This window comes from Paraburkholderia sp. EB58 (assembly GCF_050436665.1).
In the GTDB taxonomy this organism is placed as follows: domain Bacteria; phylum Pseudomonadota; class Gammaproteobacteria; order Burkholderiales; family Burkholderiaceae; genus Paraburkholderia.
The window spans coordinates 57,390-72,826 of record NZ_JBNDMQ010000015.1 but is presented as its reverse complement, the minus strand read 5'-3'; the positions used below and the strand labels follow the sequence as shown (position 1 = coordinate 72,826).

General features: G+C 58.8%; 12 protein-coding genes. 4 read left to right on the top strand and 8 right to left on the bottom strand.

Annotated elements, in window-relative coordinates; genetic code table 11:
- Window positions 1-192: 192 nt before the first annotated feature.
- From P3T40_RS22190 to P3T40_RS22170, 5 genes are all read right to left on the bottom strand, one after another.
- Window positions 193-1,431 carry an EAL and HDOD domain-containing protein gene (locus P3T40_RS22190; protein ID WP_429269879.1) on the bottom strand — a complete coding sequence of 413 codons (1,239 nt, stop codon included), beginning with the start codon at window positions 1,429-1,431 and terminating at the stop codon, window positions 193-195.
- Between the two features lie 704 nt (window positions 1,432-2,135).
- Window positions 2,136-3,620, bottom strand: coding sequence for a methyl-accepting chemotaxis protein (locus P3T40_RS22185; protein WP_429269878.1), 1,485 nt, complete (start codon window positions 3,618-3,620; stop codon window positions 2,136-2,138).
- A gap of 164 nt (window positions 3,621-3,784) precedes the next feature.
- The gene (locus P3T40_RS22180; RefSeq protein WP_429269877.1) at window positions 3,785-4,855 is read right to left on the bottom strand and encodes a carbon-nitrogen hydrolase family protein; all 1,071 of its coding nucleotides are present in this window, start codon (window positions 4,853-4,855) and stop codon (window positions 3,785-3,787) included.
- Window positions 4,856-4,875: 20 nt separating this feature from the next.
- Window positions 4,876-6,732 (bottom strand): solute symporter family protein, encoded by a 1,857-nt coding sequence (locus P3T40_RS22175; protein WP_429269876.1) that lies wholly within the window; start codon window positions 6,730-6,732, stop codon window positions 4,876-4,878.
- The gene (locus P3T40_RS22170; RefSeq protein WP_429269875.1) at window positions 6,722-7,060 is read right to left on the bottom strand and encodes a DUF485 domain-containing protein; all 339 of its coding nucleotides are present in this window, start codon (window positions 7,058-7,060) and stop codon (window positions 6,722-6,724) included. The genes P3T40_RS22175 and P3T40_RS22170 overlap by 11 nt, the downstream gene beginning before the upstream one ends.
- 58 nt (window positions 7,061-7,118) lie before the next feature.
- Between P3T40_RS22170 and P3T40_RS22165 the strand changes: the two genes are divergently transcribed.
- Window positions 7,119-8,123 (top strand): LysR family transcriptional regulator, encoded by a 1,005-nt coding sequence (locus tag P3T40_RS22165; RefSeq protein ID WP_429269874.1) that lies wholly within the window; start codon window positions 7,119-7,121, stop codon window positions 8,121-8,123.
- Window positions 8,124-8,337: 214 nt separating this feature from the next.
- On the opposite strand, the gene istB is transcribed toward P3T40_RS22165, so the two are convergent.
- Both istB and istA read right to left on the bottom strand, forming a co-directional pair.
- Complete coding sequence (gene istB / locus P3T40_RS22160; protein ID WP_429269873.1) at window positions 8,338-9,105, bottom strand: IS21-like element helper ATPase IstB; 768 nt, start codon at window positions 9,103-9,105, stop codon at window positions 8,338-8,340.
- 137 nt (window positions 9,106-9,242) lie between these two features.
- Window positions 9,243-10,760, bottom strand: a complete 1,518-nt coding sequence (gene istA / locus P3T40_RS22155; RefSeq protein WP_429269872.1) for an IS21 family transposase — start codon at window positions 10,758-10,760, stop codon at window positions 9,243-9,245.
- A gap of 1,089 nt (window positions 10,761-11,849) precedes the next feature.
- On the opposite strand from istA, the gene P3T40_RS22150 reads away from it, so the two are divergent.
- The 3 genes from P3T40_RS22150 (at window position 11,850) to P3T40_RS22140 (ending at window position 14,188) form a co-directional block, all read left to right on the top strand.
- The gene (locus tag P3T40_RS22150) at window positions 11,850-12,557 is read left to right on the top strand and encodes a HEPN/Toprim-associated domain-containing protein (protein WP_429269871.1); all 708 of its coding nucleotides are present in this window, start codon (window positions 11,850-11,852) and stop codon (window positions 12,555-12,557) included.
- 159 nt (window positions 12,558-12,716) lie between these two features.
- The gene (locus tag P3T40_RS22145; RefSeq protein WP_429269870.1) at window positions 12,717-13,403 is read left to right on the top strand and encodes a HEPN/Toprim-associated domain-containing protein; all 687 of its coding nucleotides are present in this window, start codon (window positions 12,717-12,719) and stop codon (window positions 13,401-13,403) included.
- A 203-nt stretch (window positions 13,404-13,606) separates the two neighbouring features.
- Window positions 13,607-14,188 carry a hypothetical protein gene (locus tag P3T40_RS22140; RefSeq protein WP_429269869.1) on the top strand — a complete coding sequence of 194 codons (582 nt, stop codon included), beginning with the start codon at window positions 13,607-13,609 and terminating at the stop codon, window positions 14,186-14,188.
- A 422-nt stretch (window positions 14,189-14,610) separates the two neighbouring features.
- On the opposite strand, the gene P3T40_RS22135 is transcribed toward P3T40_RS22140, so the two are convergent.
- Window positions 14,611-15,390, bottom strand: coding sequence for a DUF29 domain-containing protein (locus P3T40_RS22135; protein ID WP_429269868.1), 780 nt, complete (start codon window positions 15,388-15,390; stop codon window positions 14,611-14,613).
- Window positions 15,391-15,437: the final 47 nt, after the last annotated feature.

The window sequence follows — 15,437 nt, the reverse complement described above, 5'->3', positions numbered from 1 at the left end:
GGCGTAAGCACTTGAACGGTACCGTCGCGGAGGACGTTTAAGTGCGAGAGGCTCGGCTGCTAGCGAATAGTAGCGATGCTTGTGGATGTGAGCAGCCACCTCGGGCCAGAACCTTCAGCGGGCAAACCCGAACGTAGGATTTTTATGGGCCCGCAGTTGGCCGCTGCACCGCCCGTGATACTGGAAACCGTGTCAGTAGCAGCCAACGACCTTCAGAACCCCTGCGGGAGAAACCGCCAGCCGCTGAAGTCCAACCGTCGCCGCGTCCACGTACCCCCGTTCAAGTAATTCCGCAACCGACAACAATTCGCCAAGTACGCCGCCGCCGTCAAGGATGGCCACCCGGATGAAATCCGAAACGGGTAGCTCCTCGACAAAGCTGCACAGTTCCATGTGATACGCGAGATGCAGTAGCGACAGCATGCCCGTCAGATAGGCTGCGGCCGCAAGCGCGCGCGATCCGTCCGGCATGGCGTCGATCGCCTCTTCCATAAAATGTGCCCGTCGTTGCGCAAGTAGCACAAGCGGATCATCCTCAACCGGAAGTCCATCCCGGTTAACGTAAAGCAGAAGTCTGCACCAATGCAAAAGTCCGCGACTACCGGCTATCGAGAGTGCTTGCATCAATGATGAAATGCGCTCCGCTTTGCCGTTGGATTGCTCGCTGCTGTTTGCAAGTCGCAACAGTTGCGCAACCAGCAGTGGCGTCTCTCTCAGCGCCCGCGCGATACCACCCAACGGGGCGTCGCTGCCGACCAGCTCGACAACATGAAGAATCGCGTTGACTGGTGGCATCGCGCGCTTGCCTGAAAGAATCTGCGGTTTGGCGAAATAATAGCCCTGCAGCAGATCACAACCCATTTGCCGGGCAAGCTCCGAATCCTCCGCACTCTCGATTTTCTCGGCGAGCACGACCTTTCCTGCACGCTTGAACTGGCTGACCAGCTCCGGTAACTCCGAAGGTTCCACAAACGGCCAGTCGATCTTGACGATGTCGACGGAAGGAAGAAACGATCGGATCTCGTCAGTCATGCTCCTGACGTCGTCCAGCGCTATCTGGAAGCCAGCTCCTCGCAACTCGCTGCACCGTCGCGAGAGGCTCAATGTCAGTTCGGCCGACTCCAGAATTTCCAGAACGAAGCGTGACGCTGGTAGCACGTACGGGTAGTCCGAAAACAGAAAATCATGTGAGCAGTTCAGGAAGCAGGCCTTGCTCCCGGAAAGCCGTTCGAGACCGATCGAGCCCAGCGCGCGTTCTATCACCGCCGTCGTACTGCGCAGTTCGTCCGTTATATGTGCTCCCCCGGCAGGGCCGTCCCTGAAAAGAAGTTCATATGCGACAACTCGACCAGCCCGATCCATGACTGGTTGACGTGCCACAAACACGTCGGCATCGCCCGGTGCGACGGCCTCAATTGGAACGCTGCTCACGACTACCTCTGACAGGAAGGCTCAATAATGAATACGGTGACGCACCGAAGCTCAAGCCTCAACGCAGGATTGTCGACGATTCCAGCGTGCCTGTCCGACGCCGCTTCTGCGGCGGCTACTATCTCATCGGTTTGGCGTATGCACCCCAAGGCTTGTGATCGGCGAAGCGCGCTCGGAAGTGGACGTAGCTGGCAACCCCTTGGATTCGGCATGGGCTGGTTCGCCGCGTAGGATGATCAAGGGAGAACTTAGAGGGGCAAGCAGCTTGCTGATAGAGTTTGTCTCGCTTCAGTGGCGCCGCATCAAGGCCGATTGGCCCACGCGTCATCAAGATGGTCACCTTGTGTTCATATGGCTTGAGCAGAATGAATATTGGACTGGAAGGCTGTTCGACAGGTCGTCAGACCCAACGGCTGGTTGTGGACCGGATTCCACTTCAAAACGGCTCCATTCATCATAGTTAGACCACAGCTGCGCATGAATGTCGCGCCAAGGCGATGGCCGACCGTTATCGGTCGACGGTCGCGCACGAGATGTCGTCTGCCGCTTTTCGGCCTGAGACTGCCCGTGAAGACCTTGGTCGCGCGAACGGGCTTATGGTTTGGGCTAGTCAGAAGCGCCCTCTCAGGCGTCGTCAACGCAGGTGAATATGACGTGCGGACCTTCGGTGCTAGCCGAGGCGGCTCGCCAAGCTGCGTAATCACTCATGACGCCAAGGGCTCCCGCGCATCAAGCTTAAAGAAGGCCACCGCTTCGCGCAAACCGTTTGCTTGCTGGGCCATTGACTGCGCCGCCGCAGAGGCCTGTTCGACGAGTGCGGCGTTCCGCTGGGTCATCTGGTCCATCTGGCTGACGGCCGTATCGACCTGCTCGATACCGGTACGCTGCTCTTCCGAAGCCGACGAGATTTCGCTCATGATGTCCGTCACGCGCTGCACCGACAGGACGACTTCGTCAATTGTACTGCCGGCTTCCTCAACCAACCTCGAGCCGGCCTCCACCCGGTTCACCGATTCGTCGATTAAGGCTTTGATTTCTTTGGCCGCCGTCGCACTGCGCTGGGCAAGCGTGCGCACCTCGCTTGCCACGACCGCGAATCCACGCCCTTGCTCACCGGCCCGCGCAGCTTCAACTGCTGCGTTCAGAGCAAGGATGTTGGTCTGAAACGCGATGCTCTCGATCACGCGGATAATCTCAGCAACCTTGGCCGAGCTGTCGGAGATTCCGTGCATCGTTTCTACGACGCGGCCGACCACTTCGCCGCCGCGCCGCGCGATGGTTGATGCCGTGCTCGCCATCGTCATCGCGTGTTTCGCGTTGTCCGCGTTATGACTGACCGCTGCGGTCAACTCTTCCATGCTCGAGGCTGTTTCTTCCAGAGATGCTGCCTGCTCTTCCGTGCGGCCTGACAGATCCAGGTTGCCTTGCGCAATTTGAGAACTTGCGGTCGCCACCCCCTCTGCGGTTTCGCGCACTTCGGACACGATCCGCAAGAGGCTGTCGCGCATGGCCTTCAGTGATGCCATCAGGCTGGTCGTGTCACCACCCCGAAGGTCGACCTTCACGCTGAGCTCACCGGAGGCAATCCGCTCGCACAAATGCGCCGCGTAGTCCGGCTCGCCGCCGAGACTCGAGCGGATACTGCGAATCAGCAATAGCATCCCGCCTGAAAGCGCACTGAGAACGATCGCAGTCAGCGACAAATCGCGCAGCAACGTCGCGTAGAACACATGGTCGATGTCATCCACATATACGCCTGTGAACACGTGCCAATCCCAGTCAGGGAGATAGCCACTGAATGCTATCTTGCGTACTGGCGGGGCGCCAGAGAACTTCGGCCACACATATTCGCTGAAGTGGTTGCCGCCCGGTGACGAGCTTTTGACAATGTCGACCGCGAGATGCGTGCCATTCGAATCAACCAGGTCCACCTTCGACTTGGATTCAATTTCTGGTTTAGCCGGATTAAGGAGGGCTATGACATTCGAGTCGTATATGCCGAAGTAGCCGCTACGGTCCACACCGTAGCGCAGCCCACGCACAGTTTCGAGCGCCTGATGCTTCGCGTCGGCAATCGAAAGAGTCTTGTCGGCAACCTTGTTCTGGTAATAGGAAATCACGCCCAGTGCGGTATCTACCTGCTGCGATAGCATGTTCTTGCGCTGCTCGAGCATATCGGATCGGCTCATCCAGGCACTCGCGACGACAAGCGCACCAAGGCCGAACCAAATTAGAGCCAGAATGCTCCACAGCTTCTGATTCAACGTCAATTGCTTCATTTATACCGGTCTCATCGATGGGGCACGTCAGTGCACGCAAATTCGCAGCAGGCACAGAAGGTACTTCTGGCTGGTCAGTTCACTTCTCGATCGCCAGGCCGCACTTCATGTTGCCGGGCACCGGCCCCGGTGATTTCTCCTTGCGCGGTGATGGTTGAGTGCGAACGTGCATCGCGAAAGGTCACTGGCTCCTGACGCTCGCGGTTCACGGTCAACGCAAACACGTCGTACCTGTTGTAATAGCCGACGACATCATGGAACTGCTTCGGCTCAACACACCGGTTGAGATCGAACTCGGCATAAGCGATGCCTTCTTCGTCTCTCACCGTGTCGCCGATTGGCGCACCGGTAGGATCGACGAACATGGACGCTGCCCGCGGCGAGTCATCAAGGACGGCTGCGGCAGCCGGATCACGAGCGGCGAGATAATCACGCATTCCGGCGTCCATGTAGCCGGCGGAAATGATGCCGAATGCCTTCGCCTCGAATGAATGGGCGCCGGCGCGCAGGCGGTTGGCTGCCACGTTGTCGAAGTTGCCCCCCGTGGACGGCCGGCGAGTCGGCCAAAGCGCCGGCCAGCTGGAAATGTGGATCTGCTCACCTTGCGCGATCAGCGAATAGCGCGCAAGCGGATTCGTATTCTCACCGCAGATAAGACCGCCGATGCGACCAATCGGCGTCTCTACGACGCGCAGTCCCGCGCCGTCGCCAGCGGCCCAAACGAGCTTTTCGTAAAACGTGGGCACGAGCTTTCGATGGTGATTGACGATGGTGCCGCGGTCGTCAATCAGCACGGTCGAATTCCACAGACACCCTACGCTCGCATGCGAGCGTTCGCTGAAACCGAGCGAAACAAACACACCACTGCGGGCCGCCTCAGCCGCGATTTCCGCGATCTCGGGGCCGTCCGCAAAGATGCTTTCTTGCACCAGCTTCTCGAACAGGTCATGGTTGTCGATCGGTGCCCATAGCGATGCCCACACCGGAAAGGCAGGGATGAAAGATTCGGGAAACGCGACAAGTTGTGCGCCATGACGACTCGCTTCGCGGATCAACGAGATCGCTTTGGCCACCGTGGCACGCTTGTTCAGAAACACCGGCGCTACGTGCGCTGCGGCCACTTTGACAATGGGAAGGTAAGACATGGTTGTGCTTTCCAGTACGTTTAATGATCGATAGCCGCGGTGGCGCCGTAACCGGTCTCCCTGCGCACGACGAGTTCAGTCCAACGCGACGAAGCCGTCGGGTCGCGGGTAAACAGGGATACAAGGAAAACCAGCAGGAATCCAATGGGGATCGATATAATCCCCGGATTGCGCAGACTGATCAGCGGAGCGCGAAGACCTACGATGCTGGTTGCCTCGGGCGCGATAGCGCGCGCAGTCGCAAAATCAACCACTCGTTCGGCGATGAGTGTCTGGCGCTCGGAGAAATCCTGCGTTCTGGACAGGCGCGTATCGATCGCCGCCATGCGATCAATGGCCGCCTGCCGGACGATGGCCGGGTACGTCATGTTGGGCGAAACGAGGACAAGAAAGATCGCGGCCAGCGTTCCGCCGATGATGCCAACGAGCACGCCTTGCGTCGTACATCGTTTCCAGTACAGCGTCAGGACCAGCGCCGGCAGGTTGGCCGAAGCGGCCACCGCGTAACCAAGTCCCACCAGTTGTGCCACGTTCTGGCCGCGAGCGAGGATACTCACCGAAATAGCAACCACACCGACAAAGAGCGTCGCGGTCCGCGCGGCGGACACCTGCTGACGCTCGGTGGCCTGACCGCCTCGGACCGCTCCAACATACAGGTCGTGAGCGAGCGACGAAGCCGCTGCGAGCGTGAGACCGGCAACCACCGCAACGATCGTGGCGAAGGCCACTGCTGCGATAAAGGCCAGCATAAGGTCTCCACCGACGCTGTGCGGTCCGCCCGTCAATGCCTGGGCCAGGAGGGGCGCCGCGAGATTGCCGCCCTTTTCTACCGACAAGATCAGCGGAGCGCCCACAAAATAGGCGGCGGAAAAACCTATGACGACGATGCACAGGTGACAGGCGGCGATACCCAGCATCGCCCACATAACCGAGTGGCGTGCAGCCCGCGCATCGTTGACCGTGAAGAAACGCATCAGGATGTGCGGCATCGCAGCCGTCCCGAGTACCAGCGCGAGGCCGAGCGAGAGCAGTTCCAGTGGCTTTTTCAGGTACAGCCCGGGTTCAAGAAACCGCCACCCGAGTTCGTCGCCGTGCAATGACGCACCCTGGGCCATGGTTGCCACATGCGCTTGCACGAAAGGACTCTGCACCACCGCGTTCATGAAGGCCGGCACCCGGAACCCGAACGGCAGCCACGCAAGCACGACAAGAATGAACGACGCGCCAATCAACAGAACCGCCTTGATCACCTGAACCCAGGTTGTCGCGCGCATACCGCCGCAAGCGACATAGATGAGCATCAAGGCGCCGACGCCAATCACTGAAACGGTGTAGTCGATTCCGACTAGCGCACGAACGATGTCCGCTCCGCCGACAATCTGCGGGATCATGTAGGCCAGCACCACCACAACGTTTGATACCGCGGACACCGCTTTCGTCGAACGGAAGCCATTGCGCATCGCGAGCACGTCACCAATCGTGTAGCGCCCGAGGTTACGACACGGCTCGGCGATGAACAGCAGCACAGGGATAAAGGACGCGAAGAACCCGATCAGATAGATGACGCCGTCGAAGCCGTACAGCGCGATCAAGCCGGATGCGCCGAGGAACGCCGCCGCCGATAGATAGTCGCCTGCAATCGCGAGTCCGTTCTTCACGGGACTGATTGCCCCGCCCGCCGTATAAAAATCGCCAGCCGTCTGGTTGCGGCGGGAAGCGAACCACGTGATCAGCAACGTCGAGCCGATGACAAGGCTAAAAACGAGAAAGGTCAGCCCATGGTGAGTGATAGCAACATTGGCAACCGGCTCAGCGCTGGCGGAAGTTGCGGCAAAAATGACCGCGCTGGCGGCGCCAAATCTAAATTTAGAATGCACCGGCTTTCTCCTGCCGCGCGATGGCCGGCTGAGAGCGCAACAACGTCGCTGCTGCGTAATCGAGCGTAGCGCTGCGCCGTAGAAACGCGTACACGATAAAGCCACCGAACGGATATTGTGAAATCGCGAACAGGGTTCCCACATTGATACCGGCTGCCAGCCTGAACTTGAAGAATTCAGGCATCCACGACATCAGCGCGGGGATGGAAAAGTAGTAGATTGCCGCCAGCAATCCAAGCGCGATAACCGTCCTGCGCCGCTTTCGTGCCAGTCGCCGGAACGGCTCGCTTCTGAATATGGAATCCCAGTCGATACCAACGTCGTTCATCGATTTCTTCCCGTCGAGTATGGGCGCAGCGTGACGCGCGGTAGGCGCAGGGTAAAGCGTGGGGCCGAGTGTAAAAGCGCCGCCGTTCCGGTGGAATTCGAAAATATTCAACGCCCTGTGCAAAAATGCACACCCTCAAGGTGCCCTACTCTCCGGAAGTCCCGAAATGAATTTGAGCCAACTTAGTTGGAGTGATTTACGCGTTTTTCTTGCCGTTGCCCGTACCGGAAACCTTTCAAAAGCAGGCCGGACCCTCGGAATCGACCACGCGACCGTCGGGCGACGCATTTCAGCGCTGGAATACGCGCTGAAGACGCCCGTTTTCGAGCGAGACCGAGCGGGCTACCGGTTGAACGCGCAAGGCCGTGACATACTTGCGTACGTCGAAGCGATCGAAGCTAACGTGCTGGCGTTGGGCGACACGCTAAACGCCGATCCCCCGGGCCTGAGCGGCCATGTGCGGATTGCGACCATGGAAGGGATCGCGTCGCTGTATCTCAGCGAGCAGTTCGTCGAACTGAAGCGCCGGCATCCGTCGATTGCGATAGAGCTCGTCACGTCGCCGCACGACGTTCAAATCTCTCATCGGGAAGCGGACCTGTTTCTGGGGTTCTTCGAGCCGAGTGGACTCAACCTCGAAATAAGGCGGATCGGCCAATTTCCGCTGCACCTCTACGCCCACCCCGACTATCTGCGCGAATATGGTGTGCCGGAGTCGGTAGCGGATTTGCAGCGTCACCGCTTCGTCGGTTATATCCGCGATCTGATAGAGCTAGAAGCTGTCCGATGGCTCGACGATGTGATCGTCGATCCACCGATTGGGTTTTACTCAAGCAGTATGCTGGCCCAGTTGTTCGCGGCAGCCTCCGGCGCCGGTCTTGTCATGCTGCCGGCGTTCTCCAGAGCTCAACGGTTCGGACTTGTGCAGGTTCTCGAAGGGCAGGTCGACGTACGTCGAGATGTCTACCTCAGCGTGCATCGATACCTTCTGCGCGTCCCCCGGATGCAAAAGGTGGCGGCGTTTCTCGCCGAGACCTTGGGGCGGGACTATCCTGTCCGCTAAAGGTGGAATGCATGGCGGTCAGCGACCGCATCCACCAGGTCCTGCTTGTTCATTGTGCGTATTCCGGCGATCGTGACCGGCATTTCCGGCATCGTGACCGGCGATTCCGTTTTTTCGTGACCGCGGTTTCCGGTTGATCGTGACCGGCAATTCCGGCGATCGTGACCGGCGGTCGGCGGGAGGTGTTGCGTGGAACGAATTCTATCCTGATGGGCTACACGGCGTCGCCGGCTTTGGACGTGATGCCTGCTTTTTGAGCAGTCTTTCTTAATGACTCGCCGGCCAGCGTGATGCGGTGAATGCGGTGCATCAGCCGATCAAGAATGGCATCGGCGATGGTGGGGTCCCCGATCCAGGCGTGCCAATGCTCGACGGGTAGTTGGGCGGTGATGAGGATGCCACGAGTGCTGCCGCGGTCGTCGATGAGCTCAAGCAAATCATTACGTGTGCTGGCATCCAGCGGAGCGACGGCCCAGTCGTCCAGCACGATCAGATCGGTTTTGGCCATCTGCAGGAGCCATTTGCCGAAGCCGCCGCTGCCATGCAGGATGCGCAGTTCCTCGGCGAGCCGGGGCACGCGCAGGTAGGCGACGGAATGACCGCGGCGGCAGGCGTATTGGGCCAGTGCGCAGGCAAGCCAGGTCTTGCCGACACCAGTCGGGCCACCCACGAGCACGGTGTGGCCGGTAGCGATCCAGTCGGACAGCACCAGGCTGGTGATCTGTTTGCGATCGATGCCACGACCCGGTCGGGTATCGAGGTCTTCGACGGCAGCCTGGGGATACTTGAGGCGGGCACGCTGCAACAGGCGGGCAAGCTTGCGGTCGTTGCGCCAGTGCAGCTCACGGTCGATCAGCAAGGCCAGGCGCTCCTCAAAGGCGAGCGCGCTGGCGGCGGGCTGGGCGAGCTGTTCTTCGAGGGCCGCGGCGAAGCCATCGAGCTTGAGCGAGCGCAGTTGGGCGAGCGTGGTATGGGTCATCATGGGGTTGAGTTCCTGATCATTGGCGCCGGGCGGGAAGGCGGAGTCAAGGGTGGGTGCAGCCCGGCGTAGCACACCGTTGACGGTGACCAGAAGGTCAGTCGCTGGTCAGACTATGCGCAGCCCGGTGAGCGGCGGCATCACTGGTAGTAGCCAGGACCGCGGAGATGTGCGTGATCCGGACTGGTCCACTCGGTGGGGGCCGCAGCGGCGAGCCGGTCGCGGTCGGTTTCAAGTACGCTGCGGACGTGGCGATACTGATACGCGCCCAGTTCCAGAGCGAGTGCGCAGGCGGCTTCGAGACGATCGTTGCCATAACGCTTTGCTAAACTCAGCAAACCTAAACAGGATCGATAGCCGTGCTCGGGATGCTTGTACTGTTCGAGCAGGCGGCGCACGACGGCACCGGTGGCGCTGCCGATCTGCTGGCCCCAGTGGACGAGCCGCTGCGGCGACCACTCGAGGTGAGCGCGGTGAGCGGCGGGCATGTGCTCGGCCACGGTAGTGAAGCCGCCGGCACTCGCGCGCAGATGGGCCGCAACGCGTTGGCCGCGATGCAGCAGCTCGACGGTGTGCGCGGTGATGCGGGCGTCCAGCGTCTGGCCGACCAGCGCGTGCGGCACGCTATAGCGATGCTTGTTGATCTCGACGTGGTGGTCAACATGAACCTTGACGGTGCGGAACTGGGCGATCTCATAGGGAATCGCCGGCAACGGACGCAGCGCCGGGGCGTCCAGTGCAGTGAAGGCGCTGGTGCGGCTGCCCGGCAGCTTCTGGAAGGGTCGGTCATTCAGTGTGGGCAACAGCGCGGCAATCGCGCGATCGACCGCGTGCACCGTCTCGAAACGCTGATGGCGCAGTCGCGCCATGATCCAGCGTTCAACGACCTGGACCGCAACTTCGACCTTGGCTTTGTCCTGCGGCCGCCGCGCCCGGGCCGGGAGCACCGAGGTACCGTAGTGACGCGCGAAGTCGAGCACAGTGTCGTTGGCGCGCGGCTCATAACGGTCGGCGTTGGCAATCAGGGCCCGCGGATTATCTGGGATGACCAGTTCGGGGACACCGCCAATGAAACTCAGTGCGCGCACCATTGAGCCGATCCAGTCAACCATCGTCTCGCGCGGCGTAGCGCAGGCGAAGGTGTAGCTCGATGCGCCCAATGCGGCGACGAACACATGGGCGCGCGTGCCATCGGCCACCGCGATGGTCGGGCCAGCATAGTCGACAAACAGCTTCTCGCCGGCCTTGTGGACCTGGCGCATCGAGCGCTTCAGACTCTTCGCCCAGGTGTGGTAGTGCTCGCAGAACTGCGTGTGGCGGTAGGTCTTGCCGGCGGGGTGGGCGTCGACATATTCCTGCCACAGCAAAGTCAGCGTGACGCCCTTGCGACGCAGTTCCTGGTGTATGCGTGCATAGTCCGGCGACACGTAGGCGCTGCTGCGCGAGCCCGGCAGCAGACGCGCTGCAATGGCCACTTCGTCCAGTTCACGTAGCTCGTCCCATGTCAGCCCGGCGTTTGCCGCGAGCGACACATACTTGGAGACAACCCCTTTGGAAATTTGCAGCGCCGCCGCGATGCGGGCGTGGGAGAACTGGGACTCGTGCTTGAGTCGTAACACGTCTTTGATCATGCGTATCGTCATTGGGGGTGTGGGCATTGCTTCTCCGTGTAAAAACGGGAAAGGTTATCCACAACCGGGGTTGAACAATACGCAACATCTCCACGCCGATCACCGCGAGGCAGACACCGCGAAATCGGCGGCGCATGACTCGTCAGCGGGCCGGTCACGATCGCCGGAAAGACCGGTCACGATCAGCCGGAAATGCCGGTCACGATGCCGGAATCACCGGTCACGATAATCCGGAATCACTGGTCACGCTCAGCCGGAATACGCATTCATTGCCTATTCCTCGTCGCGGTTCTGAAGCCGTCACCCTTCCCGATCGCCGGGCATCCGGGAAATGATCCTCAACTGTCGGATTTCGGTGGAGTCGAGATACGACCATCACGCCGTGGTCGATCGCGCCCCGTTCCGCATCTGTCCGAAAATTAAGGGTCAGTTGATCACAATTCTGGGCCTTCGTTTTTTAAGGCATGCAACCCGAGCGTATTTGCAAAACTCAGTGAGGATCGCGCTGGGCCCACAAGGTAGATAGCACGCTCGAAACCGTCGGCGACCCGGCGACCTCTGGCCGGCCAATGTGCTGCGGGGCTTTCGCGGACAGCGGGCGAACTCTGTCGAGGGCGCCGCGCCGAACTCTCCGCCCCATGCACCCCGGGAGATAGCCTTCCGACGCCTGCAAAACAGCATGCCCGCGTATCAGGTCCGGAGGCATGGCGAGTTTGTTAGCATCCGCGCAATTTTGTCGTTGGCTCCGTGCCGACGGACGCCTCGAAAGAACTTTTTTGCCGGGCCATTGCGCTCACAAAGAACTTACGTTTCGGCCTCATTTTCGGTCGAGTGGCGGCCGGAAGTGGCCACGTTAGCGTCGCACCTGCACCGACTGAGGCACGCCACGCAATGCGTGGCATTTTTGCATTGAAATTATTTTGCTTAAAAAAGGCCAATCGCATAAGCCAGATTTCGCGCGTCTCCGAAACGCTTCGATAAAAAGTCCCAATTCCGCTCGCTTCATCCCGCCCCCGTCTTTCTATACGGAGGGGTCCTGCACCCGTAGGCAGTGGGGTCGATCCGCCGGATCGTTCTCAGACAAAGACAAACTCAATATTCGAAGAGGTCACTTACATGACTTGCAGCTCAACCATCACTATCGGCGGCTATCCGTTGACCGTAATGAGGCGCTCCTACAGCGTATGGCAGCACTTCACACTGGAGGACAGAATCATCCGGTCACGAAGAAAGGACCAGCGCAATCCCCACATCCAAGGCATGCCAAGGACTGAAATAGAGGCCCAGCAGCCGGAGATAGATTTCGCTTACTCCACGACTGCCGACATCCTTCGCCGGCGGCTCGGGCGTGCAAGCTTTACCCGTACGACGTTGGAGCAAGAATACCAGAGGTACTACGACGCCGCCTGCCAGTCTTCCGGGAGCGTGTTCATCGATCACAACCCAGAAACGGCCGGCGCTCGCGCCGAAGCATTCCGCGCTGCCACGCTTGATGATTGGCTTGAAGCTCTTGCGGAGACCGTCAAGTCTGGTGTGAGTCGCATTCGCCGCGGTGCTCGAGAGGTACAAGAGCCCAAGAACATTTTAGTGGACATCATCACTGGTCCCGACCAGCCGCCCACGTTGGACCTGATGGCCCATCATTGCCTTTTCGGCTTCCCGTGCAGTTCGCTCGATAACATGGCGGTCGCGTTGTTGGAGGTGACACTTGGCAACGCTGTGTGCGAGCAAGAGGTGTCTGATTTTGTTCAATACGAGGGCGATACGACATTCAATGATATGAGGCTTCGAAAGACGCGCTGTTACGAGCCGGAAGACATTTAGCACCGCTCAGGCCTTCAGTTCGCATGGCACCCAGAACCGTCAAGCGCCTGGGCAACGCTTCAATGCTTCGACCGCACGCGCTAGCTTACGGGCCGTGAAAAATCAGTGACATGCGTCAGCCAGTCGAAGATCTTTCGATAATTGCATAAAGGAAATCACATGGAATGCATCGTACATACAACTATCGGCGAGTATCCGATTATCAGTACCGTCAACCGCTACAACCGGTGGCGCTTCAGACCAGAGGAAAGGATCATCAGGTGTCGGCGAAGAGACCAGCGGAATCCGCTCATACATGGCAAGCCCATCGACAAGCTAGACGCTGGGCTAGTAGACACGGAGTACGTTTACTCGATAACGGCCGATACTCTCCGTCGACGACTCGGTTGTGCAGGATACAACCGCGCCTCACTGGAGAAGGAGTTCTGGGAGTATTACGAAAAAGTCGTCCACTTCTCGGAACCCGGTAATCTGCACTTTACTTCCGAGTTCGCCGAAGACCATGCAAAAGCGTTCTGTAGCTCGATGCTAGACGATTGGCTGCATGCTTTGGCAGAGACTGTGAAAACTGGAACGACTCTCGCACGGCGGAATATGAGCGAATCCGAACGGCCTCGCAATCTGCTCGTCGACATCATCACTGGTCCGGACAAGCCTGCGTTCGAGGAACTTGAACCTGAACATGGTCTGTTGGGATTTCCGTGCAGTACGTTCGACAATATGGCAGTAGCGTTGCTCGAGGTCACTGATGGAAATGCATCGTGCGAGTTGGATGTAACGATGTTTGTGCTGCATCACGGTGACATCACTTTCGATGACATGCTGGGACGAAGGGACGAACTGTAAGCTCAACGTGCGCGATCGACGATCGCGCACGTTTTCATTAATTGGAATGCAGACCGAACACTGCGGTGTGACGGTAGCCCTGCAATTTAGACACCCGGCCCCAACTCTTCCTTTGAACCGCTTCATGCGCACTCGGCGCGCCTATACGCCCGCGTCGACAGGCTGCAACAGCCCTATCCTAATCTTTACGAGCAACCCGATACATGAGCGAATCTAACATCAATAACGACGAAGCTGCCGTTGAGCTCTACGCACAAGCAGCTGCCGGCATTTTCAGTTACGTCGTCGATTGCAAGTTCGACGAATCGCATTTGAACGCAAGCAATCTTTTCCTCGCCATCGAATACGCTTATCGACGCCACCCGAGGTTCTGGCGGGACCTCAAAATTGAGACTGTCGCCGATGGCGTATCGCGCAGGTTTCCTAGCTGGCGACAGATTCTTGACCAGTCTGGAAAGCGCCCGAACACCGTCTTGAAGGAACTCGAGGAAACCATATTCATGAACGCTTTCGACGAGGCCAACGCTGAGATGTTACTGGCATTACCCGAATCCGAGCGTCCGACGAACGCGGATGCAGCATTCCTCTTGATTTCGAAGATACTTTCTCAAAAGGGGCTACAAAAGCAAGTCGAATACGCGGAGCGCGACGGGTACCGCTGCGGCGAAGAAGCGCTCAACGGTCTATATCGTCTTACGCAGGGGCAGCGAGGAATCACTGTCGAAAGATTAGGGACCGGCGTAGCTCGCATGTATCGAGATGCGGTAGTGAATCGCGCATATTGACTACAGCGTAGAGACACCTACCACTTCCAACCAACATGCTGTTTATTCGGTCACCGGAATACACGGCTCCATAACGCGGTCACGACAGCCATGAAGATCATTCTGAGAGAGACTTCATGGTAGGTATCCAGCGAATTAATGGGCGGAGATCCCCGAGCGGGTAGATCCTGAAGGACCCGAACTTTGCGGCGCAACCACGCCGAACGTGCTGCGCGAGCGAATGCCCTCTCAGCCTCTTGCGGCAGGTCCGTGACAACGTCAAATTCCCGGCCGTCGATGTACCCTGACAGCGAATAGCCCGAGGCCCGCTGCGTCATCCACCCCACATAGCCCCATGCAAAGACTTGGGTCACTTCGCCTCCTTCGTTGATATCGCACGTTTCACGATGAGTTGATATCCGGCATTGAAGCGGATTGGTCCGTCAGCGCTGATTGTCCCGGATACGAAAGACAGTACTTGCTGGACGACGTTTGACCAATCCTCGAGTGTGTTTCGGTGTTCGTGCGCGACCAACTTTCGCTTTGACCAAACGGCCGAGCGGCCCAGATGGCATGGTGAGAATCGTGTCCACCACATCGGGCGCGAGCATGCAAATCATCAGTGCCATACGCGAAATTATCGCCCCTGCTTTATCGTTGAGGCCTTTGTTGGGTCGCCCAACATTAATGCGGTGGTAGCGGATGCGGGAACCACTTTTTCCGCCAACGCGCATATATGTAGCGTCCATGTTGAACGCCATGAACCTCAGGTCCACTTGGCGAAGCTTCGAGGTGTTGGCTGGCAACCAGCCCTCAGAAAGAACCTCGTCGATTGGCCATGGACATTCCGATGGCAGCCAAGCTAGTCTTGGTCCGGTTGCCGCATGAGCGAGAGCGTCGGCCCATATCACCTGCGCCGTGCCGAGCTCGTCAATCTCGGCGCGCAGGCTCGGAGAGTCATCCAGAATGTCAGCAACATCCAGCCGTTGTGCTTCAACCCGTGCCGAGCGACTGCTACTTCGTTCTGCGGGCAGATAGCTCCACTTGAGCAAGCTGGCGAGCAGGACCGACATTCGTTTGATGAGCTCGCGAACTTCTTCCTTCGCGACATTTTCAATTTCATCGGCCAAGTGCTCGATGTCGAGGAGGTCAAACCGACCTTCCCGCAAAAATCGAGCTTGTTCAAAAGCCCAGGCATAGACGTCTTCATCGAAGGCTGGCATATAAACTCCGTGGACGACACTATCTACAGCATTGCCGAATAGCCGAC